General features: G+C 50.6%; 21 protein-coding genes. 5 read left to right on the forward strand and 16 right to left on the reverse strand.

Annotation, left to right across the window (positions count from 1 at the left end; genetic code table 11):
• Positions 1–21 precede the first annotated feature (21 nt).
• Entirely contained in the window at positions 22–1,467 is a 1,446-nt protein-coding gene (locus tag KB235_RS01500; protein ID WP_034817008.1) for a DEAD/DEAH box helicase, read from the forward strand.
• Positions 1,468–1,704: 237 nt separating this feature from the next.
• On the opposite strand, the gene KB235_RS01505 is transcribed toward KB235_RS01500, so the two are convergent.
• A complete protein-coding gene (locus KB235_RS01505) occupies positions 1,705–2,898 on the reverse strand; it encodes a DUF4317 domain-containing protein (protein ID WP_211780218.1) in 1,194 nt (397 codons plus the stop codon).
• A 251-nt stretch (positions 2,899–3,149) separates the two neighbouring features.
• Here KB235_RS01505 and KB235_RS01510 point away from each other — a divergent pair, with 251 nt between their 5' ends.
• Together KB235_RS01510 and KB235_RS01515 are read left to right on the forward strand one after the other, a co-directional pair.
• The gene (locus KB235_RS01510; protein WP_034817012.1) at positions 3,150–3,782 is read left to right on the forward strand and encodes an HNH endonuclease family protein; all 633 of its coding nucleotides are present in this window, start codon (positions 3,150–3,152) and stop codon (positions 3,780–3,782) included.
• 18 nt (positions 3,783–3,800) lie between these two features.
• Entirely contained in the window at positions 3,801–4,043 is a 243-nt protein-coding gene (locus KB235_RS01515; protein ID WP_034817014.1) for a hypothetical protein, read from the forward strand.
• A 255-nt stretch (positions 4,044–4,298) separates the two neighbouring features.
• On the opposite strand, the gene KB235_RS01520 is transcribed toward KB235_RS01515, so the two are convergent.
• Positions 4,299–4,772, reverse strand: coding sequence for a peptide-methionine (S)-S-oxide reductase (locus tag KB235_RS01520; RefSeq protein ID WP_211780219.1), 474 nt, complete (start codon positions 4,770–4,772; stop codon positions 4,299–4,301).
• Positions 4,773–4,869: 97 nt separating this feature from the next.
• Here KB235_RS01520 and KB235_RS01525 point away from each other — a divergent pair, with 97 nt between their 5' ends.
• Together KB235_RS01525 and KB235_RS01530 are read left to right on the forward strand one after the other, a co-directional pair.
• Positions 4,870–5,376, forward strand: a complete 507-nt coding sequence (locus KB235_RS01525; protein WP_246514293.1) for a hypothetical protein — start codon at positions 4,870–4,872, stop codon at positions 5,374–5,376.
• Positions 5,377–5,388: 12 nt separating this feature from the next.
• Positions 5,389–5,685 (forward strand): hypothetical protein, encoded by a 297-nt coding sequence (locus KB235_RS01530; protein ID WP_211780220.1) that lies wholly within the window; start codon positions 5,389–5,391, stop codon positions 5,683–5,685.
• Positions 5,686–5,831: 146 nt separating this feature from the next.
• On the opposite strand, the gene KB235_RS01535 is transcribed toward KB235_RS01530, so the two are convergent.
• The 14 genes from KB235_RS01535 to KB235_RS01600 form a co-directional block, all read right to left on the reverse strand.
• Positions 5,832–8,906: an efflux RND transporter permease subunit gene (locus KB235_RS01535; RefSeq protein ID WP_211780221.1), complete on the reverse strand. Its 3,075-nt coding sequence runs from the start codon at positions 8,904–8,906 to the stop codon at positions 5,832–5,834.
• Positions 8,893–9,360, reverse strand: a complete 468-nt coding sequence (locus KB235_RS01540) for a MarR family winged helix-turn-helix transcriptional regulator (RefSeq protein ID WP_211780222.1) — start codon at positions 9,358–9,360, stop codon at positions 8,893–8,895. The genes KB235_RS01535 and KB235_RS01540 overlap by 14 nt, the downstream gene beginning before the upstream one ends.
• A 641-nt stretch (positions 9,361–10,001) precedes the next feature.
• Positions 10,002–10,481: a 23S rRNA (pseudouridine(1915)-N(3))-methyltransferase RlmH gene (gene rlmH / locus KB235_RS01545; RefSeq protein ID WP_024371066.1), complete on the reverse strand. Its 480-nt coding sequence runs from the start codon at positions 10,479–10,481 to the stop codon at positions 10,002–10,004.
• An 83-nt stretch (positions 10,482–10,564) separates the two neighbouring features.
• Positions 10,565–10,726: a CxxH/CxxC protein gene (locus KB235_RS01550; protein ID WP_081825821.1), complete on the reverse strand. Its 162-nt coding sequence runs from the start codon at positions 10,724–10,726 to the stop codon at positions 10,565–10,567.
• A gap of 37 nt (positions 10,727–10,763) precedes the next feature.
• Positions 10,764–12,029, reverse strand: coding sequence for a S1C family serine protease (locus tag KB235_RS01555; protein WP_211780223.1), 1,266 nt, complete (start codon positions 12,027–12,029; stop codon positions 10,764–10,766).
• Between the two features lie 51 nt (positions 12,030–12,080).
• Complete coding sequence (locus KB235_RS01560) at positions 12,081–12,872, reverse strand: MBL fold metallo-hydrolase (RefSeq protein WP_211780224.1); 792 nt, start codon at positions 12,870–12,872, stop codon at positions 12,081–12,083.
• A 17-nt stretch (positions 12,873–12,889) separates the two neighbouring features.
• Positions 12,890–13,714, reverse strand: a complete 825-nt coding sequence (locus KB235_RS01565) for a two-component system regulatory protein YycI (protein WP_034817026.1) — start codon at positions 13,712–13,714, stop codon at positions 12,890–12,892.
• Positions 13,701–15,086 (reverse strand): two-component system activity regulator YycH, encoded by a 1,386-nt coding sequence (yycH, locus tag KB235_RS01570; RefSeq protein ID WP_211780225.1) that lies wholly within the window; start codon positions 15,084–15,086, stop codon positions 13,701–13,703. Before yycH ends, KB235_RS01565 begins: the two co-directional genes overlap by 14 nt.
• Positions 15,086–16,927, reverse strand: coding sequence for a cell wall metabolism sensor histidine kinase WalK (gene walK / locus KB235_RS01575; protein ID WP_211780226.1), 1,842 nt, complete (start codon positions 16,925–16,927; stop codon positions 15,086–15,088). Before walK ends, yycH begins: the two co-directional genes overlap by 1 nt.
• 3 nt (positions 16,928–16,930) lie before the next feature.
• Positions 16,931–17,641: a response regulator YycF gene (yycF, locus tag KB235_RS01580; protein ID WP_034806238.1), complete on the reverse strand. Its 711-nt coding sequence runs from the start codon at positions 17,639–17,641 to the stop codon at positions 16,931–16,933.
• Between the two features lie 120 nt (positions 17,642–17,761).
• A complete protein-coding gene (locus KB235_RS01585) occupies positions 17,762–19,051 on the reverse strand; it encodes an adenylosuccinate synthase (RefSeq protein WP_211780227.1) in 1,290 nt (429 codons plus the stop codon).
• A 228-nt stretch (positions 19,052–19,279) separates the two neighbouring features.
• Positions 19,280–20,632 (reverse strand): replicative DNA helicase, encoded by a 1,353-nt coding sequence (gene dnaB / locus KB235_RS01590; protein ID WP_034806231.1) that lies wholly within the window; start codon positions 20,630–20,632, stop codon positions 19,280–19,282.
• Positions 20,633–20,649: 17 nt separating this feature from the next.
• The gene (rplI, locus tag KB235_RS01595) at positions 20,650–21,093 is read right to left on the reverse strand and encodes a 50S ribosomal protein L9 (RefSeq protein ID WP_034806227.1); all 444 of its coding nucleotides are present in this window, start codon (positions 21,091–21,093) and stop codon (positions 20,650–20,652) included.
• The gene (locus KB235_RS01600) at positions 21,090–23,078 is read right to left on the reverse strand and encodes a DHH family phosphoesterase (RefSeq protein ID WP_211780228.1); all 1,989 of its coding nucleotides are present in this window, start codon (positions 23,076–23,078) and stop codon (positions 21,090–21,092) included. Before KB235_RS01600 ends, rplI begins: the two co-directional genes overlap by 4 nt.
• Positions 23,079–23,111: the final 33 nt, after the last annotated feature.

Raw genomic sequence — 23,111 nt, forward strand, 5'->3', positions numbered from 1 at the left:
ACATGAAAACGAGGTAAACACATGAATCAACCACAATTTGCAGACTACCGCTTAAGCGAAGAAATTCAACGCGCACTCGGTATTATGAAGTATGTCGCCCCGACCGAGGTCCAACAAAAAGTCATCCCGCTTGCACTCGAGCGTCAAGATCTCGTCGTCAAAGCGCAGACCGGGAGCGGGAAGACAGCCGCCTTCGGGATCCCAGTCACGGAACTGATCGATTGGGCCGAGAACAAGCCGCAAGTCTTGATTCTCACGCCGACGCGCGAACTCGCCGTCCAAGTCCGGGAAGACATGACGAACATCGGCCGTTTCAAGCGCATCAAAGCGGCAGCGGTCTACGGGAAAGAACCGTTCTCGAAGCAACGTGAAGAATTGAAGCAAAAGACACACATCGTCGTCGGGACACCGGGACGCGTCATGGACCACATCGATCGTGAGACGCTCGCTTTAGACAAAATCGAATACTTGATTATCGATGAGGCGGACGAGATGTTGAACCGCGGCTTCCTCGCCGACGTCGAAGCGATTCTCGAACAGTTGCCGACAGCGCGCGTGACGATGGTCTTCTCGGCCACGTTCCCGAACGATATCGAGCGTCTCTGCCAAAAGCATATGAATGAGCCAGTCCGTGTCGCGATCGAATCTGCTGGCGTCACCGCCTCAACGATTGAGCATCGTTTGATCGAAGTCCGCCGCGAAGAGAAACTATCAGTCTTAAAAGACGTCACCGTCGTCGAGAACCCGGACAGCTGTCTCATCTTCTGTCGGACGAAAGAACATGTCGACACGGTGTACAGCGAACTCGACCAAGCTGGCTACTCGTGTGAGCGACTTCACGGCGGGCTCGAGCAAGAAGACCGCTTCGCCGTCATGAACGGCTTCAAGATGGGCAACTTCCGCTATCTCGTCGCGACCGATGTCGCCGCTCGCGGCATCGACGTCGACAACGTCGCGCTCGTCATCAACTATGACGTGCCGATGGAAAAAGAGAGCTACGTACACCGGACGGGCCGAACAGGGCGCGCCGGTAAGCAAGGAAAAGCGATCACGCTCGCCACACCGTATGAAGGCAAGTTCGTCCACGCCATCGAGTCGTACATCAAGTTCGAGATCGAAGAGATGGACGCGCCGACCGAGAGTGAAGTCGCGAAAAACCAAGCCGCGTTCGAAGAGAAGTTGAGCGGGCGCCGCGTCGTACGCAACAACAAGACCGCGCGCATAAACCAAGACATCATGAAGCTTCACTTCAGCGGCGGGAAAAAGAAAAAGCTCCGCGCCGTCGACTTCGTCGGGACGATCGCGAAAATCCCAGGCGTCACGGCCGACGACATCGGCATCATCACGATCACCGATCAGATGACATACGTCGACATCTTGAACGGCAAAGGATCGCTCGTTCTAGAAGCGATGGAGACGACACCGATTAAAGGGAAGAAGTTGAAAGTAAGCAAAGCCCGGAAATAAACGATGCCTTGGAGGACGTGTTCCTCTAAGGCTTTTTTATTGTCATCCACATATCCGAAAGCGCTTTCGATAAGGTGTAAAAAAATAAGGGTGATCAAGAGAACGCTTTCAAGAGCATCATACCGATATTGATGTCTAAATTCAACCGCCCTTACGCGATTGTCATAAAAAAGCCCAGGAGGAAATCGCCTGGGCTCGCTTCATAGAAACAATCTCTGCCTCTCTGTGAATCTCAAATCAGTCAAGCAACTCTTCCGAGATCAACTTGAATCCTTCAATCTCCGTGTCGTCCTCCACTTCAATCAACAGGCACGGTCTTCCTTTATAGTTCACTTGCTTCACGTATTTCAAGTCTTGTGGGCTGATGGCGATATTGGCGACTTTCGTGTTGATTTTAATCGATTTCGATGTATATTTCGGGATGACGCTGCTCGCTTTCATCTCGTATTGACGGTCATCGACGACTTGTTGGAACGCCGCTTCGACCTTTTCCGTCGTCACGTCCTCGACCCCGCTCGCCTTCAATACGATCTCGACCGTGCGGGCATCCATGACCGGCACCGTCTGGTCCTCTTCCTCACGCTCGGCCTCGGCGACGATGATTTGGTTGATCTCGTCATACACGGTCGCGAGCGTCGCCAAGTTGACCTCTTCGCCGATGACGGTCTTGACAACTTCTTCGAACATCGCCTTCTCCTCGACCGCCGTCACAATCTCGGTGCCGTTCAACACGTTCTCGATGAAGCGATAGTCCGGTTGATGCGGTTTTTGCGCCGCATACAAGATATGATTGACGTCGGCCGCGTTGTCCGTGAAGCTCGGGAACATGAACCCACCGACCGGCGCATCGAGCTTGATGACCGGGTTGATGAAGATGTTCGACTTGAACTCGCGTTCGATGAAGTCGAAGACGAGCGACTGTTTCGGCAGCTCCGTCTGGTTGATGCTGCAGAGGATGAACCGGGACGTCCACACCTCGTCACGCATATCGATCTCCGTCTCCTCCGAGTGACGGCGTGTCGGTTTATTGTATTTGAAGCGGATGAACGTGATGACCATGTCCTTCTCGAACGTGGCGTCCTGTACCGTCTTCAAGGCGACCTTTTGCATCGAAGACGCCCATCCTTCGATTTCGTCCGTCTTCAACCCCTCGTAAAGAAGCGTCTGCGTATGGTCACTCTGCCCGGGTTCCGGATGTTGGAACTTCACCTCGAACAGCTTCTCGTCCATCTTCCCGCCGAGCACTTTCTTGAAGTTCGCGAGGAACAGCTCTTGGTGCTCCTGCTCGAGAAACGGGAACGAGCGCAACTCCTCATGGAAGATCTCATTGCTGTCCTGTCGGATATAAATATTATAAATGTCGGCGATTTTGACCGCCTCGGCATTCAATTTGAAATGTTTGCGGATTGCCGCGACTTCTTTTTGATTCATTCATCCCCACTCCTTCGTTCTTTCCTACGAACCGACTCCATTATACCAATAGTTGCGACTCTCGCGAGTATGACTAGGGCTAAAGCCGGGACGTCTGATGTCATATATTATGTCTCTCATCTTAACTTTTCTAATCTTTCTATTCATTTTTGTAAATTTCACACTTTCTTCATCCCAGCCCATGTATAGTCGATGTGCGTCCACCGATTGGGCGCTTGATTTCGTCGTCATACATATGAGGAGGCTCACCTATGTTGAAGAAAATGCTCAGTTCTTTATTCGCCATCGTTCTCGTTTTGACCACGCTCCACTTCAGTACACCGACCGCTTCGGCCTTGCCGCCGAACATTCCGTCGAAAGCCGACGCACTCACGAAACTGAACGCGTTGACCGTCCAAGCGGAAGGGCCGATGACCGGCTACAGCCGTGACTTGTTCCCCCATTGGAGCAGTCAAGGGAACGGCTGTAACACCCGTCACGTCGTCTTGAAGCGTGATGCCGATTCAGTCGTCGACACTTGCCCGGTCACGACCGGAAGATGGTACAGTTACTATGACGGTCTCGTCTTCACGTCCGCTTCTGATATCGACATCGACCACGTCGTCCCGCTCGCGGAAGCGTGGCGTTCAGGTGCGAGCAGCTGGACATCGACGAAGCGTCAAAGCTTCGCCAACGATTTGAACGGGCCGCAGTTGATTGCCGTATCCGCGACATCAAACCGTTCCAAAGGGGACCAAGACCCGTCGACATGGCAGCCGCCGCGTGCCGGTGCGCGTTGTGCCTATGCGAAGATGTGGGTTGAGACGAAGAGCCGTTGGGGACTCACGCTCCAATCGTCAGAGAAAGCAGCGCTTCAAACAGCCATCAACGCCTGCAGCTATTGATTCAAAAAGGAGGCCATTATGGATCAACAATCGTCTATCTTTAAAGCTTCTCACGGTGTCATGACCGAAGAAGTCGGCGTCATCAGCGGAGAACTCGAACTGAAGACGTCGTGCCATGATGATGGCACACTCGAGCTCGCCGTCACGTACGTCGGGGCAGCCGAATGGTACACATTACCCGGGAAAGACTACAAGCTTCACGACGTACGCGACCACGCCGTCGTCCATCAACTGCTCGTGAACGTGCTCGAGCGGGCGTAACATGAAAAGGAGCCTCGACACCGCATTTTGGTGACGAGACTCCTTTTTTGTGCGGGCTCATTTCATTCTTCTCATAATGGAACGAATGATTAGGAACAGGATGCCAATCATAACCCCTGTCAACAGCAAGCTGGCGCCCCCGACGATGCCGAATGTGAACATCGTGGTCCTCCGTGGTGATGTGATCATCGTTACTTCCCTACGATATCATTTGTCCTACTTCTACATAAGCTAAGTTTATTTTTACATCGTTGTTCAACGCTTGTATTTCTCAAGCAACGCTTGCGGGATGTGACAATAATCGTCCGGACAGCGGGCGAGACGGTCCTGATGCTCCGCTGCGCTCGGAACGTAATTCGTAAGGGGCAACACTTCGACCGCGATTCGGTCCGCGTCGCTTCGTTTTTGGATAAACGCACGGGCCGCCTCTACATGTTTCGCATCCTCACTATATAAACCGGTCCGGTACTTCTCTCCGACGTCCTCGCCTTGTTGGTTGACGCTATACGGGTCAATGATTTCGAATAGGTATCTCATCAACGCTTCAATCGTCACGATTGTCGGATCGAACGTCGTTTTGACGCATTCAGCGTATCCGTCGTAATCCCCTTCAAGCGTTATCGTCTTCCCGTTCGCCCGTCCGGCTTCCGTCTCGACGACACCGGGTAACGTCTTGACGAACGCCTGCACACCCCATAGACAGCCTCCGGCAAGATATACAGTCTGCATCACATCATCTCCTTTTAAAAATTAGTAAAAAATCCCACTATTATGCATCAATACGCTACACTAAAAGAAAGGTCGCACTCACTTGGGAGGAACTCATATGAAAAAACTTATCTTGACCACATTTTATACGATGACGCTTTGTTCAGGCATCTATTATATGGCGACAGGTGAATCGTTCGTCACGATCAGTCAGTCCGTCCCACTCGATCAAGCCGAGGTGGAGCGCTACTTGGCGACCGAAGTGATGGCGCCGAGCTTTGGTGGTAAGGTCTATACGACGTATAAAATTCTCGACACGAGTACGACGAAGAACGAGATTTACGTGTGGGCACTCATTCAAGAATATGTGCGAGAAGGTGACCACATCGAACCAGGTACGGGCATGGCGGGCCCGCTCGTCCTCTACGTCGACAGTGAGGCAGAGACGTTCACGATTACAGGGCATGAATCGCCACGTCCTGGAGATTATTACCCGGGCGATGTGCGACGAATGTTCCCGCTTTATGCCGAACTCTCTGTCCTGCCGAATCCAGTCTCGCTTGGACAAAAACTGCATGATCAAATGGAACAAAAGCTTTCACGAAGCCCACTCGTGAAAGAATGAAAGGACGTTTTTATGAAACGACTGACCCGTGTCGCCCTCATTTCGGCGGTACTTCATTTCATTTATGTTATTGCCACGTTCGGAATCGGCTTTCTTCGGACGCTCACGTATGAGCCCGACATCATCGCGGAGGCGAACCACGTCGTCGTCTTGCAAGACAAGGTCGTCATCGGGATGACCGGCACCCCATTCCTATACGTCTTCACATGGATTGGCCTCGCTCTCGTTCTAGGACTCGGGAGGCTCGTATTTAAAGATAAACGAGCAAAGAGTATCCAAATCAACTTAACGTCTACATCCAATGTGTAATCAGATGAAATAACAAATCTGTGGGCGTGTTTTCTTATGCAATGAATTATAAAAAAACCAACAAGCTGGAAAATAATCAGCTTGTTGGTTTGAATCTTCATAACCATCAAATATTTTAACTTTTTTCTAGACCCATCCTTTACTTCTTATGAAGATTGTTTAACTTTCTCCTCATTTAACTTTCGATTTTCACGATCTTCTTTCATTCCTACAATTAAACTATATATAACAGGAATGATTATTAAAGTTAGAATTGTTGAAGTAAACAACCCTCCAATAACAGCAATTGCCATTGGTGCTTGGATTTCTGCTCCTTCACCCGCTCCAATCGCAAGTGGAAGTAAGCCTAGCATCGTTGTCAATGCAGTCATGATGATTGGACGCAATCTTGTTAAGCCTGCTTCGACTAAAGATTCACTGACAGTCATACCTTTCAGCCTTAGCTGATTCGTATAGTCGACAAAAACTATGGCGTTATTCACTACAATACCAACTAATATGATTATGCCTATAAAGGCAGTAATCCCAAATGAATAGCCGGTAGCGAGTAAGCCCAAAATAACACCTGTAATTGCCAATGGTAGTGTAAACATAATGATGAGCGGCTGTATTAAAGACTCAAATTGACTAGCCATCACCATGTAGACGAATACAATCGCTAAGATCATTGCAAGGAGTAAACTGTCAAATGCCTCATCCATCATTTCAGCTCCACCTGTTACCTTGATGGTGTACAACTCAGTATCTATATTCAAGTCCTCAATCACCTTATCAATCTCAGATTGAATTTTTGTAGTGATTGTACCTAATGACTCTCCTTCAAACGAGGCATTAATATTCACAGAGTCTTGTTGATTTTCTCGAACAACCGTTACAGGTCCTTCTCCTCTGACGACTTCTCCAATATCTTTCAAAGCGACTTCTTGACCTGTTGGTGTAGGGATCAATAAGTTTTCTACTGCTTCTTTTGAATTTGATACATTTTGAAGTTGAACTTTAACATTTGTATCAAAAATCGTTCCAGCTACTTCGCCTTGAAGCGATCTGTTAACAAACGAAGCAACCTGATAAGTTGTTAATCCATTCTTAAATGCTTCTTCTTTATCAACAATAAATTGATATTCAGGTTTTCCAGATTCGATGCTATTTGTGACAGTTTTAATTTCATTTAAACCATCCAGCCTTTTCTCAATTTCAGTAGTGTATTCTTCAATTTCCTCTTTGTTTTGTCCTAATATGAGGATTTCTACTGAATTAGGCATTCCACCCATTGCCTGTAATGAGTTACTTAAATTGAATGTCAGAGTTGCATCTTCTACAGAGTTCAGTTTGGATTCAAGTTCACTCATCACTTGTTCGGTAGAACGACTTCTCTCATCTGCGTCCACAAGTTTTATCATGATGGTTGCATTATTTTCACCACTGCCTAAAACAGATGACATCAAAGGATCGTCATTTCCAATCGTAGCCGTAATCACATCTACTTCAGTGATTTGGGAAGCTTCGTTTTCAATGGTTTCTACAACTTCTAAGGTACGATCAAATACAGCGCCTTCTGGAAGTTCTACATCAATCGAAAGCATTCCCTCGTCTTGCGTTGGCATTAGTTCCGTTCCAACCTTAGGAGCTAGAGCAATAGAGCCTGCCAGTACAACAAATGCCATAAATAATGTGGCAAAACGATGGTTTAGTGCCCAATTAATTATATTTTTATAAAATTTATTTGGTTTTGTTTCCTTTACCATATTTGGATTGAGTAATAATCCAGACAGTGTAGGGACGACGGTAAGTGCGACTGCCCAAGATGCTAACAGAGCAAATGTTACAGTCAATGCTAACTCTTTAAATAAATCACCCACCATTCCACTTATGAAAACGATAGGCAAGAAGACAGATAGGGTTGTTAACATAGACGCTGTAACAGCACCGCTAACTTCCATCGCCCCATCAATAGCTGCTTCTCTACGTGTTTTGTTCTTAGTTAAATGACGGTATACATTCTCTATCACTACAATTGCATTATCGACAAGCATTCCAACGCCTAATGCTAAACCACCTAGAGACATTATGTTGAGTGTCATTCCTGAAAAATACATCAAAACAAACGTAGCAACGACAGAGAACGGAATTGCAATTCCTACGATTAAAGTTGCATTGACGGAACGTAAGAATACTAGAATGACAGCTATTGCAAAGATAGCACCGAATATAAGTGCTAGGGATACATTTGAAACCGCCTTCTCTATCACTTCTCCCTGGTCACTTGACATAGTGAAGGTTAAGTCTTCGTGATTACTCTTGATAGTTTCTAAACGTTCCTTTACATTTTGAGAGACTTCCGCTGTATTAGCTGTACCTTCCTTTTGAATACTAATTAACAAGCTTTCTTTCCCATTATTTCTGGCAATTGACATAGTGTCTGATGGTGCCATCGCAACATCTGCAATTTCATCAAGTAAAACAATATTTAAATCTTGACCCACTACGTCAATACTTACTGGTAACTGTTTAAGCGCATCAATTGAATCAACTTTACCGAGGACTCGAAGATTTAGTTTTTCCTCGTCTTCTTCAACTATCCCACCTGGAAAAGTTAAATTATTCCCTTGTATTAGTTGTAATACTTCATCTTGTGTTAGATTATATTCCCTTAGACTGTCTTCATCTAAATTTACAATTATCTCTTCTTCAAAGCCTCCTGATACACTAACATTTGCTACTCCATCAATACTTTGAAGTTGAGGAATCACTAATTCATCAACCAATTTTTGGATATCATCAATATTTTCACCATTTGAAACTGCAAATTGCATTATTGGCATCATCGTCGGATCGAATTTCACAATCATTGGGCGATCGACACCTTCAGGAAGTTGGATTAAACCAAGTCTTGAATTTAAGTCTTCCCTTACTTCAGACATATCCATTCCCCAATCAAATTGGGCTATAATCAGTGAAGAATTCGAACTACTTCGAGATTGCATCATTTCTAAACCTGAACTTGTACCGACCACTTCTTCAATTGGTTTAGTCACCATCTCACTTACTTCTTCCGGACCAGCACCAGGATACGTTGTCATGATAGCTGTTACAGGCGGATTTAAATTAGGCATTAAATCTAATTTTAAATTAGTAAAAGATACCAATCCTAGTAATAAAACTAAACACATGACCATAATTGTCGTAACAGGGTTTTTGACTGCAAACTTAGGTAATTTCAAGATTTTTTTCCTCCTCATAATTCGCTATAATTCTCGCTATTTTTTCGAATGTTAGTACAAATTGTTTTAACTCTGCTTGTTCTAGCTTAGACATATATTTTTTGATAAGTACTAATCTTTTCTCTTCAGATTGCTTTAACACTCGCTGTCCATTTTCAGTTAATGCAATAAAAACTACTCTTCGATCCTCTTCATCTCGCACCCTAGTTACAAATTCATTTTTAATAAGTCTATCAATCATGACTGTAATGGCACTGGGTCTAACCCCCAACTCGTTTGCTAACTGAGAAGAAGTTATTCGCCCACTTTGATTAATCATACGAAGAAGGAAAAACTGATCTATTGTTATACCTTGTTCTAATTGGTGGGATACTTTTGAACTGATTTTCTTTAAATTGTAATGCAATGCAGTATCGAATCTTTCAATTTGCTTATCTAATTCTTCTTTATTCAAAATTCTCCCCTCCTTAAAATAATTTCACAATTTAATATTTATACTGTTTAATAAACTCCCTTTCTAAATATAATAACAATTCTAATTTTCGTCAAGTAATCTACTCTTGTAAGTCTTTTCAATCATAGTCTCATGTCCCTTATAATATTTTTTATCGTGTGCGACTGTTTGCCGAGACGTTTCTTACATCGCCCGTTGACCTTCCAGCGAGACCTTTTCGAAGCCCGTTTCTTTTAGAAGAACCCTCGATTGTCAACACTTAACTAGACGATTTTGATTTTTCGAATCTGTTAACTCGCTAAGACTAGCATATTTTTTGATCAATCTGTGAAGAACAGACTAGTGGCTGATGTGACGTTTGGAGCAAATCTCCAGTTTATTGAGACCTCCGAGATAGTCACAGACGGCCGTAATTTTCTGTTCCATTTTTTGTGCGATCGTCTCCTATCTGCCGGCCATAAAAAACACTCCCCAATCAGATAAACAGATTTGTTATTTCATCTGTCTACCTATTGCGGAGCATATCACTGACGTGAATGAGTCCAATCGTTCTTTTCTCTTTTCATGATTAGATAAAGTGGAGCTTTTTCAGTGCCTTCCTGAATAAGTCAAGTTACCCATTCTCTTAACAAAAACCTCATTTATTTATGATACGGTTCATTCCGATTGATTCGATAGGCACGGTAAATCTGCTCGCATAAGACGAGTTTCATCACTTGGTGCGGGAACGTCATCTTCGAGAACGAAATGGTATCGTTCGCGCGTTTCATGACGTCCTCGGATAAGCCGAGCGAGCCGCCGATCACGAAGGCGATTTTACTTTTCCCATACGTGGCGAGTTGATCGAGCTCACGGGCGAACTCTTCACTCGTCCGTTGTTTGGCGTTGATGGCGAGTGCGATGACGTGTGTATCGGGACTGATTTTCGCCAAAATTCGCTCGCCTTCTTTTTGTTTTACTAGTATCATATCTGCCTCACTCAAATGCTCGGGCGCTTTCTCGTCTGCGACCTCGATTTCCTGCACTTTTGCATAGGCAGACAGCCGTTTCGTATACTCGGCAATTCCTAGTTTCAAATACTTCTCTTTCAGTTTGCCGACCGTGATAATTGAAATATTCATCCAATTCTTCCTTTTTCCACAGTTTTTTCGGAGTTATCCATAGGGTTATCCACAGAGTTATCCACAAATCCACATGTTGATAATCATTTTTTGCTTGACACAACATATGTTGCATCGGCGTCACAGAACGCACACGTCACTTGTCCACTTGTGGATAGCTCTTCGAGCACCGGGTATTCCCCCGTCTCATCGACGATGATGTCTAAAGCGATTTCAACATGTTCCTTGCATACTTTTTTTTCCACAGGTTTTCCTCCTTAAAAAAGAAGCGTCGCCGCTTCTTTATCTCGCTTCTGTTAGCGTTGCCTCGGTCTCGTTCCGCTCACCGCGCCGCGTATATTCGATCGTGACCGTATCCCCGACCGTCGCATCCCGGTAGAGCGCGTCCCGTAAGTCGACGTACCGTTTAATCTCCCGGTCGCCAATCTTCACGATGACGTCCCCGACTTGAAGCCCCGCCTGTTCAGCCGGACTGCCGGGTGTAATCTCTTCGACGAAGACCCCGTCCTCATTGTCAAAACTGATGCCATACTCTTCCCGGACGTTGCCCGGGACCGCGATGACCTCTTGAATCGTGACGCCGAGCTGGGCCCGCGTCACGCGCCCGTCCCGTTCTAGCATATCGATGACGGGGAGCGCCACGTTGACGGGAATCGAGAACCCGACCCCTTCGACGCTCGCTTCTGCGATCTTCATCGAGTTGATGCCGACGAGTTCGCCTCGGATGTTGATGAGCGCCCCGCCGGAGTTGCCCGGGTTGATTGCCGCATCGGTCTGGATGACCTCGGCGTTGTAATCCATGAGCCCGTCACTATTCGTGTCGACCGGCACGGTGCGTTCGACACCACTGACGATACCACGGGTGACCGAGTTTGAAAAGACACCGAGCGGATTGCCGATCGCCATGACCGTCTCGCCGGCTTGAAGCGTCGTCGAATCGCCGAGGACGATCGGTGTCGCCTCGATGTTGTCCGGTAACGTAACGGCCGCGACGGCCAAGTCGTTCAGCGGATCTTCGCCGAGGACGGTCGCCGTGGCGACTTGTCCGTCCGAGAAGGCGATGCTAATCTCATCGGCCTGTTCGATGACGTGGAAGTTCGTGACGATATAGGCCGTGTCGCCCTCGACTTTATAGATGACCCCGGAGCCTGCGCCCGCCTCCCACTGCGAGTTCGATGTAAAGGCGCGCTGGATGTTCGTGATGCTGACGACGGACGTCTTCGCCCCGGTCACGGCCGTCGTGATATCCGACTCGGTGAACGTGACGGCCTGTTCGGTCCGAATCAACTCGTTCGTCACAAAACGAGAGGTCGGCGAATCCCAGAGCATCATCGCCAAAAAGAACAAAGCCGCTCCTAAGAATCCGCCAACCCCTCCGAGTAACAACGGTTTTATATTCGTTCGCGGCTTGTGGCGCACGCGTTCCTCACTTTTCGGACGCCAGTCGCTGCGAGATGGGTAAGTCGATTGATTGTTCATCGTGTCTGCTTCGTGCGGTAAAGGTTCGACGTCTTGAGGTTCATACTCATGGTGTCTCTCTTCATTCACGACGCGTCCCCCCTTTAAGACAGTGTGTTACCTGTCTTTTCCCAACTTCGCTTATAAAGAAACGAGGGAAGTCGGAACGGTTGGGTCGGTATCGCACAATTTGATGCGACCGAGGTCGACATCGCGCATGCCGAGCGTCTGAGAGACGCTCATCTGGGCGAGTTCTTTCATGTTGTTGTCTTTACTGAGGTGAGCCAAGTAGATGCGTTTCGTTCGCTCGCCGATGACCTCGCTCATCGCGATCGCCGCGTCCTCGTTCGAGACGTGGCCGTAATCACCGAGGATTCGCCGTTTGACGCTCCACGGATAACGTCCCATCTGCAGCATCGACACGTCATGGTTCGACTCGAAGATGAAGTCGTCCGCACCGCGGATGACACCTTTCATCCGGTCCGACACGTAGCCGGTGTCCGTGATGTGGGCGAGCCGCTTGCCTTCGTGGGCGAACTGATAGAACATCGGATCGGCCGCGTCATGGCTGACGTTGAACGACTCGATCTCGATGTCTCCGAACTGTTTGATGTCCCCGACCTCGAAATGAAACTTGAGCGCCGGGTCAATCTTCCCGATATTCGCTTCCATCGCGTCCCACGTCTTCGCGTTCGCGTAAATCGGCAAGTTGAACTTACGGGCCAAAATTCCGACCCCTTTTATATGGTCGGAGTGCTCATGGGTGACGAGCAGTGCGTCGATGCCTTCGAACGACCGGCCAATCTGATGGATGCGCTCTTGCATCGCCTTCCCGGTCAATCCGGCATCGACGAGCAGCTTCGCCCGTTCCGTCTCAATGTAGAGCGCGTTACCGGTCGAACCGCTCGCAAGTACACTATAGCGTAAAGTCACGCCATCACTCCTTTCTTTCATTCTTCCGTTAAAAACTCGACTCGCTCGACCGTCCCGTCAATCGCGTTGACGAAGTAGACGTTCTCGTCAATCGCAATCGACCAGAGCGGTGGCATGATAATCAAACTGCCCGAGCTGTCGAGCGGGAGGCTGTAAAAGCCTGTATTGATGGCCCGCATCTCTTGGTTCGGCTGGAAATACTTCCTGGCCGCGAGTTGCGAGATCGCCTCGCTCGCCGTCAAGACGAGATCGTCTTGCGACTTCGACGACAAGTTCGTCAAATGACGTTGTTTGTAGTCGGTCACTTCGTATGCTTCGTTCAATTGGAGCAATAACAGCGACGGACCGATATATTTCTCTGTATCGGCCTCGATTTCAGGGTTTGAGAAAATCTTGTTGTTCTCATACGTCTGCACGAACGCGATTTGACGCGTCGCTTCATCGAAACGCCAATACGCATACTCGGAACCGAACGGCACGTACTCGGCGACGAACGTCGCCGCTGTCGTCCGTAAGTCCGCCTCATCGAGCGGGACGGGCTCCTTCAACTCGACTTCGAGCTGCATGTTGTCGAGCGTCGTCGCGAGCTGGGCTTCCCGGTTTTTCGTGATCATCGATGCCGACATCTGCTCGGACGAACCGGTCAAATAACCGATATCTCGGCCCATCCTCGGCAGTTTGGACGCATCGACGTCACGTTGATTTAAGATTTGCGCAATCGACGTATTGTCGTTTGAGACGACCTCGGTCGCCCACGTCTCGGTCAAGAGCTGGAACAACAGGTAGATGTTCAGCGCGAGGAAGGCGAATAAGAGAATCGTTTTCGCTTTACTCCAATCCACGGTACATCATCCTTTCTGTCCAGTCTCCCGGTTTATCATAAGGAATCCAACGTCCCGCCTCACGGACGAACCAGTTCGGCGAGAACGTGACGTAACGGCTCGTATCCTCATTGTATTCAATCTCATACCCGAGGCGAATCTCCGTGACGTTCTCGAACCGTCCCGTGTTGACGAGCATGTCAATCACGTCTTGGCCGTCCGCGAGTTTCGTCGTCCCGACCGAGATCATCCGATCGATTTCAAGGTGGTGCCGTGTGACGGATCGGACTTGCGCCCCGTCGTTCTCGACGCGAAGCGTCGACAAGTCGACCGCGTCGTTATTGATGAACGCTTCCCGTTGACTAAACACCGGATAGCCGTTCACGTGAAACCGGAAGACGGTCGTCTCGAACCCTTTATTCGCGGGTGTGATCGCATCGAACCGGAGCGACAACCCTTGGCCCTCAGACGTCTCGTCGACCCAACCGCCGTGGAAGTTGACGAACTCGACGATCGTATCGAGTCCGATGATTGATTCTCGCTCGGTGCTGTTACGCGACAAGTTCCGGTAGCGGCTCGCGTTTAGTTTCGCGTCGTATTCAGCGACGCTAATCCCGTTCGTGAGGGCCCCGACCGAACTCGCCGGATCGACTTCTTGGACGTTCGGGTCTCCCGGGAAGAACGTATCCCGCATCCAATCGAGGCGGGCCGCGATTTGAATTTGTGAGACGTCATACGCGAACAGTTCGTTCATCTCTGGTCCGATGACCGGGATATAGTTCACCCGGTCCTCTGTATACGTGACGCGCTGCATCGAACGGCTCGAGTCTTTCAAGAACAGGCTGTTGACGTCGCCGTTGCCGACTTTGGCCAACCGTCCTTCCCAAATCGACTGGTCGCTCATGATCGCCCGAATCTTCCACACGTCACTGTCTACGAACAAAAGGGCGCGCTGCGGCACTTTTCCGGACAGGCTGTACGAGCCCGGCACGATATAGCTGAGCGTATCCGCGTAATACGGTTCCGGCAACACGAGTTCGAGCGCCTCGTTAATATCCGTGTACAAACTCGGCACGTTTTTCGCGGCGAGCGGCTTGAACTCGTTCGCTTCGAACGTGTCGCGGATGACCCGGGCGATCTGTTTCGGCGTATTCTTCGTCGCAAAGACGGCGTTATTCTCATGGACGACCGTTTGCGCTGGGATAATCACTTGACTCGCCCGACGTTGGAGCGACGTGTCGACCGTCGCGACTTGCGTCTCCGACTGGACCGACTGGTATTTCGGATGATAATCCCACAGGATGATCGTTTGGACGATGGACGTGACGATCAAGGTGAGCAAGACGAGCGATTTCACTAGTTCTGGCTTTCCCCAAAAACGTTTGCGTTCCATCAGTCATTCACCTCCACAATCGTGTCGAACGGGATGGTGAAGTAAATCGTCGTCCCGCGGCCGAACTCACTTTCCGCCCAAATGTCCCCACCGTGCGCCGAGACGACTTCTTTGGCGATCGACAGACCGAGCCCGGTCCCCCCGATGTTACGGGCCCGTGCCTTATCGACACGGTAGAACCGCTCAAAGATTTTCTTCAAGTTCGATTTCGGGATGCCGACGCCTTCGTCTTTAATCCCGACGACGAGCCGTTTCGCCCGAAGCATCGTACGGAACGTGATCGTCCCGCCTTCTGGAGAGAACTTGATCGCGTTCGTGATGATGTTGTCGATCACTTGCGTCATCTTGTCTTGATCGGCGTGCACATACACGCGGCGCTTCATAAGCTTCCGACGAAACTCAATCGTCTCCCCTTTCGTCATCTCGTGACGGTCGATGATGTCGTTGAAGAACTGGATGAAGTCGAACTTCACTTTTTGCATCTTATACTCTTTGCTGTCCATTTTCGAGAGTTGCAACAAGTCGTTGACGAGGCGAATCATTCGCTCCGTCTCGTTTTGCGTCGTCTCGAGGAACCGTGGTGCGAGCTCATCGTCTTTATACGCGCCTTCGGCGAGTACTTCGAGATAGCTGCGCATCGTCGTCAATGGCGTCCGAAGCTCATGGCTCACGTTCGCGACGAACTCACGACGGTCCTGCTCGACTTGCTCCTGTTCGGTCACGTCGTGCAAGACGACGATGAGACCGGTGATGGGACCGCTATGCTTTTGAATCGGCGAGAAGTAGGCGCGCACAAGGAACAGCTCATCGTCCGTACTGAGGTCGATCAGTTTCGGCGGCATCGTCCCATCTTCCGGGATGACGATCTCGTCGTCAAACTCGAGCAAGCTCTGAAGGTTCGCCCCCATCGCTTCTTCCTCGTCGACACCGATCATGTCGCGGGCCTGGTCGTTCATGAGAATGACACGGAGCGAACGATCGGTCGCGACGACCCCGTCCGACATGTTCTCGAGTACGCTCGTCAAACGACGGCGTTCGGCCTCGGTCGTGGCGTTCGCTTCCATCAATTCATCGGTCAATTCGTTGAACGCGTAAGCGAGCTGTCCGACCTCGTCGTCAGAGTACACTTTAACCTTTCGGGAGAAGTTCCCTTTTCGCATCTCGACGGCTTGACGACGCATATCCGCAATCGGCCGCGTGATTGTCCGTGACAGCAAGATGCCGAGAATCGAAGTGATGATGAGCGCGATGAGTGTCCCGGTCGCAAGGATTCGGGTCACCTGCTCCATCTGGTTATAGATGGACTGCATCGAGGCTTCGATGTAAATCATGCCGGTCGTCGTGCCATCGACTTCCGATTTGACCGGCACGGCGACAACGCGCATCCGTTCGTTCGAGTCCTCATAGACGACCGTCTCTTGGGCACCGCTCGTCGCGAACGATTTTTGAATGAACGTGCTCGCCGTCCGTTGTCCGACGAGACTTTGATTATTCGGGTTCGACGTCGCCCGGACGACACTGTTCGTGTCGATGATTTGGACTTCGCGGATGTCGTCAGCTAGCGTCGTGCTCTCCGTAAATTCAGACAGCAGTTGATCCAATACCTGGTTCAACTGCTGGTCGGAGGTCGAGTCGCCGCCGTTTGAGGCCACCCCTTGGCTGACGTTGTAGCTCAGAAGGTTGGCTCGGTCGACGAGCGACTGCGAGAAGTTGTTGATGTATTGCCGTTCAAGGGAACGCACGAAGTACACCCCGATGACTTGCATCGCAACAAGGATGAGCAGCGCATAGATGACGACGAGCTTCCACTGGATTGATTTAAAGAAGTTCGTCGGTTTCATCGTTTAGTCTTCTTCTCCTGCTTTTAAATAGTAGCCGACCCCACGACGCGTGATGATGTACGTCGGCGTCGACGGGTTGTCTTCGACTTTCTCACGAAGACGGCGCACCGTCACGTCGACCGTCCGGACGTCACCGAAGTAATCGTAACCCCATACGGTCTGGAGCAAATGCTCACGCGTCATCACTTGCCCGATGTTTTGGGCAAGGTAATGGATGAGCTCGAACTCACGATGTGTCAGTTCAATCTTCTCTTCCCGCTTCGTCACCATGTACGAATCGGGGTGAATCGTCAAATCTCCGATGACGATATCATTTTCATTGGCACCTTTCGTCTCCGGCGCCGGTGCCGTCGCATGACGGCGCATGTTCGCCTTGACGCGTGCCAACAGCTCGCGTGAGCTGAACGGTTTCGTCACGTAGTCGTCGGCGCCAAGTTCGAGACCGAGTACTTTGTCGATCTCTGAATCTTTCGCCGTCAACATGATGATCGGCATGTCGTATTTCTTCCGGACTTCCCGGCAGACTTCCATCCCGTCTTTGAGCGGAAGCATGATGTCGAGTAAAATCAAGTCTGGCTTGACCTCTTCGACTTTCACGAGCGCCTCTTCCCCGTCGTATGCGACGTGGACTTGGTACCCTTCTTTTTCAAGTTTGAATTTCAATATATCAGCGATTGGTTGTTCGTCATCTACCACTAAAATCGTACGATCCATTCAGTGAGTCCTCCTCTATCATTAAACGTACATGTCTACATTGTAACTCTTTTTCTATAGGTTAGAAAGCATGGGTCATTTCCGTGGAAATGAAAAAGAGAGCCGCGCGGGCTCTCTGTCTTATGCTTCGTAAATGTCACGCAAAATGACCGTCTGCTCACGTGCCGGTCCGACCGAGAACGTCAACAACTCGATGCCCGTCAACGCTTCGATGCGTTTGACGTAGTTCTGTGCGTTCACCGGTAAGTCCTCGAACGCGCGGACGCCTGTAATATCTTCTGTCCAGCCCGGGAGCTCTTCATAGACCGGGACACACTTCTCGAGGACACGGAAGTTTGGCGGGTACTCATCGAGGAGCTTGCCTTCATACTCGTATGCCGAACAAATCTTCAACGTCTCAAGCCCTGTCAACACGTCAATCGAGTTGAGACAAAGGTCCGTGATTCCGCTGACGCGACGTGAGTGGCGAACGACGACCGAGTCGAACCAACCGACACGACGCGGACGACCCGTCGTCGTACCGTACTCTTTTCCGACTTCCCGGATCATGTGGCCAATCTCATCGTCGAGTTCGGTCGGGAACGGGCCGTCACCGACGCGCGACGTGTACGCTTTACACACCCCGACGACGTGATGAATCTTCGACGGGCCGATTCCGGCACCGCTCGACACGCCGCCAGACGCCGCGTTCGATGAGGTGACGAACGGGTACGTCCCGTGATCGATGTCGAGGAGGACACCTTGCGCGCCTTCGAAGAGCACTTTCTCGTCTTCGTCGAGCGCGTCGTTCAAGACGACCGACGTATCACAGACGTACTTGGCGAACTGTTGGCCATACGCATAATACTCTTCGAACACGTCATCGAACGCGACCGCGTCGACTTCGTACATCTTCACGAACATGCGGTTCTTGATCTCAAGAACGGTCTTGAGCTTCTCGGCGAACACTTCTTTATCGAGCAGGTCGGCGATGCGAATCCCGATGCGCGCCGCTTTGTCCATGTAACAAGGACCAATCCCTTTTAACGTCGTCCCGACTTTCGCGTCGCCTTTCGCATCTTCTTCAAGCTTGTCTTGAAGCTGGTGATACGGCAAGATGACGTGCGCCCGGTTCGAGATACGGAGGTTGTCCGTGCTCACACCGCGCTCATGCAAGTAGGCGAGCTCTTTGACGAGCGATTTCGGGTTGACGACCATCCCGTTCCCGATGACACACGTCTTATCCGAGTAAAAGATCCCCGATGGAATCAAATGAAGTTTGTATTTCGTATCATTGAAGACGATTGTATGACCAGCGTTGTCTCCCCCTTGATAACGCGCGACGACGTCGGCTTGTTTCGACAAGAAATCGGTAATCTTCCCTTTTCCTTCATCGCCCCACTGCGTTCCCACTACGACTACTGATGACATAATGAATCCTCCTTGTAAATAAACGTTCTGTTCAAACCATCCGTAAGTGTACACCTGACACTTCAGAAAGTCAACCTAATACCGAACGATATTTTTATACTGTAATCTTTCGTTCGTTATTGACTTAACTTTCTTCGCTCACTTCTCGAATTCTTGATTTTCCGAAGACGTTTGGGTATAAAGTCGGACAAAAAAAGCGACGCCTCGTCGACGTCGCTTGATTCGTCGCTACATCGGCGGCGCAAAGGCTTGCGTCTCCATGTTGACGAACTTGTTGAATTCTTTTCGGAACGAGAGTTTGACCGTACCGGTCGGACCGTTACGCTGTTTGGCGATGATAATCTCGATCGTGTTCGCATCTTCACTCTCTTTGTCGTAGTAATCGTCACGATACAAGAAGGCGACGATATCGGCATCTTGCTCGATGGCTCCGGATTCCCGGATATCCGACATCATCGGCCGCTTGTCTTGCCGGCTCTCTACACCACGCGAGAGCTGGGACAAGGCGATGACCGGAACTTGAAGCTCACGCGCGATCGCTTTGAGCGTACGTGAGATCTCCGAGACTTCTTGTTGCCGGTTCTCGCCCGGTTTCCCGTTCCCGACGATGAGCTGCAAGTAGTCAATCATGATCATGCCAAGGCCATGTTCTTGCTTCAAGCGGCGGCATTTCGCACGAATCTCGTTGACCCGGAGGCCCGGCGTATCATCGATATAAATCCCTGCTTGAGACAACGATGACATCGCGAGCGAGAGCCGTCCCCAGTCCTCGGCCTCGAGCCGTCCGGTCCGGAGACGCTGGGCATCGATATTGCCTTCCGCACAGAGCATCCGCATGACGAGTTGCTCGGCGCCCATCTCCAAACTGAAGATGGCGACGTTCTCGCCGGTACGGACCGCGACGTTTTGCGAGATGTTGAGCGCGAACGCCGTCTTCCCGACGGAAGGACGAGCCGCAACGATAATCAAGTCGTTTCGTTGGAAACCGGCCGTCATCTTATCCAAATCGGTGAACCCGGTCGCAATCCCTGTGATCTCGCCGCTCGACTGGTGTAACTTTTCAATCGTCGAGTAGGCGTCCGATAAGACCGACCCGATCGGGTGGAAACTCGACTGTCCTTTTCGTTGCGACACTTTTAAGATGTTCCGCTCCGCGTCGGATAAGACCGCATCGACTTCGTCTTGGCGCTCATACCCGTCCGAGACGATGTTCGTCGCCGTACGAATGAGCCGGCGGAGCGCCGCCTTTTGGTCGACGACGTTCAAGTAGTAGCCGATGTTGCCGATGGCCGGAACCGCTTCGGCGATTTCGGCCAAATAGTTCAAGCCCCCGATCTCATCGAGAATACCTTGCGCTTGAAGCTCGGAACTGAGTGTGACCAAATCGACGAGTTCACCGCGGTCATTGATTTTCAGCATCGCCTCAAAGATGCGTTGATGGCTGACCCGATAAAAATCGTCCGGGTCGACCCGTTCCGAGGCAGTGATCAGACGGTCCGAGTCAAGGATGACGGCTCCGAGGACGGCTTGCTCCGCCTCTACGCTATGCGGCGGGGTATTCACTTGAATCGCGTCACTCATCCGTCATTCCCTCACCTTCACGCTTCTTGGACATGGACGTTCAACGTGGCCGTGACGTCCTGATGCAACTTCACTGGCACTTTTGTGAAACCGAGCGCTTTAATCGGGTGCTCGAGCTCGATTTTACGCTTGTCGAGCTTGTAGCCCATCCCTTTCAACGCCTCGGCGATTTGTTTGCTCGTGACCGAACCGAAGACGCGACCGCCTTCACCTGACTTCGTCTTGACGACGATCGTCTCTTTCTCGATTTTGGCTTTGAGTGCTTGGGCTGCTTTCAACTCTTCTTCAGCCGCTTGCTCGGCCCGGCGCTCTTTCGCCGCGAACGCCTTCAAGTTGCCCGGCGTCGCTTCGACGGCCAAGTTCTTTTTGAAGAGGACATTCTTCGCGTATGCGTCGGCGACGTCTTTCACGTCGCCCGCTTTCCCTTGCCCTTTAACATCTACTTTTAAAATGACTTTCATTCCGTTTCCTCTCCTTCGGTTTCATCTGTCAAATAATGATCAATCGCTTCTTTCAACAGTTTCTTCGCTTGGTCGCGATTGACGTCAAGCTGCGTCGCCGCATTCGTCAAATGACCGCCGCCTTCAAGCATCTCCATGACGACTTGGACGTTGACGTCTCCGAGCGAACGGGCACTGATGCCGGTCCGTCCGTCCGGCAAGACGGCGATGACGAACGACGCTTTGACGCCTTCCATATTGAGTAGTTGGTCGGCCGATTGGGCGATGAGCACTTGATGGTGCGGTTCATCGTCCGGCGCGACGGCAATCGCCATCCCATCTGAGTAAATCTCCGTGCTCTCGAGGATGTGCGACTGTTCGATATACGAATCGAGATCTTGCCGCATGAAATGTTGAACGAGCACCGTATCCGCCCCTTGAATCCGCAGGAACGACGCGGCGTCAAACGTCCGCGATCCCGTCCGGAGCGTGAACCCTTTCGTATCGACCATGATGCCCGCGAGGAGGGACGTCGCCTCTAAAATCGACAGTTTGCGCGTGCCGGCCTGATACTCGATCAGTTCCGTCACGAGCTCGCACGTCGACGATGCGTACGGCTCCATATAGACGAGCACCGGGTCTTCGATGAACTCTTCGCCCCGGCGATGATGGTCGATGACGACGACACGCTCGGCCCGGTCAAGAATCTCGCGTGAAATGACGAGCGAAGGCCGGTGCGTATCGACGATGACGAGTAACGTCTGCTCATCGATGAGCGGTTGAGCCTCGAACTCGGTCAAGAAGCGGCTATACAGCTCCTCATCGTTCTCGACCTCATGAACGAGACGCTGGATGCCGACACTCGTCTCGCCGGCCGGAATGACAACATACGCCTCACGTCCGACGAACTCAGCGAGCTTCATGATTCCGATCGAGGCGCCAAGTGAGTCCATATCCGGGTTTTTATGGCCCATAATGAGCACACGGCTCGATTCTTTAATCAAGTCTCGCATCGAGTTCGAGATGACACGGGCTCGGACGCGCGTCCGTTTCTCGGTCGGGTTCGTCTTGCCGCCGAAGAAGCGGACTTTCCCGTTATGCCGTTTGACGACGACTTGGTCGCCGCCACGGCCGAGCGCTAAATCGAGGCTCGATTGTGACAAGTTACCGAGCTCCGTCAACGACGTCTCCCCGCAACCAATCCCAATCGAGAGCGTGAGCGGAATCTTATGTTCTTTCGTCGCTTCCCGGACCTCATCTAAAATCGCGAACCGATTGTTCTCGAGTTCAGAGAGCGTCCGCTCGTTCATGACGAGGAAAAAGCGGTCGGCCGCCGTCCGGCGCATATAGATGTGATATTTTTGCGCCCATTGATTGAGGAGCACGGTCACACGGCGATTGATTTCGCTACGAATCTGCTCGTCGACCCCCGTCGACATCTCGTCATAGTTGTCCAAATACAAGACGCCAATGACGGTCTGTGTCTCCGAGTATTTCTGTTCAATCTCGGCCTCCTCCGTCATATCGAACAAGTACAACGTCTGATACTCTTGATTGTATAGCACGCGATAGACCCGGTCCCCGACTTCAATCGTCGCTTCTTCTTCTTCTTCTTCAATCAACTCGGTGAACGCCGAATGAATCGCATCGAGCGGGATGCCGAGTTCCATCTCAAGCTCGAAGATGAGACGGGACTGCTCGTTGAACCAGCTGATGCGACGCGCCTCATCAAAGACGAGAATCCCGATCGGCATCCCGGTCAACGCTTCTTTCCCGACGTCTTCAATCCGGTGGGACAACGAGTGAACGTACTGTTCCCACGCTCTACGTTGCCGGCGAATCGTCACTTGTTGATAGATGAAAAAAATCAGCGTGAAAACGAACAGGGTGACCGCTGCCACGATGTTGTAGAACGCCAATCCGAACGCAGCAAGGATCCCGAACACGTAAGGGAGCGCGTGCTTTGATTGGTTCTTCACGGATGTTATTGCTTCACCACTGTGCATGTATGCCTCCTAAAATGAGTGTCAAACACCCAT

The sequence above is a fragment of the Exiguobacterium alkaliphilum genome (assembly GCF_018138125.1).
Taxonomy (GTDB): Bacteria; Bacillota; Bacilli; order Exiguobacteriales; family Exiguobacteriaceae; genus Exiguobacterium; species Exiguobacterium alkaliphilum.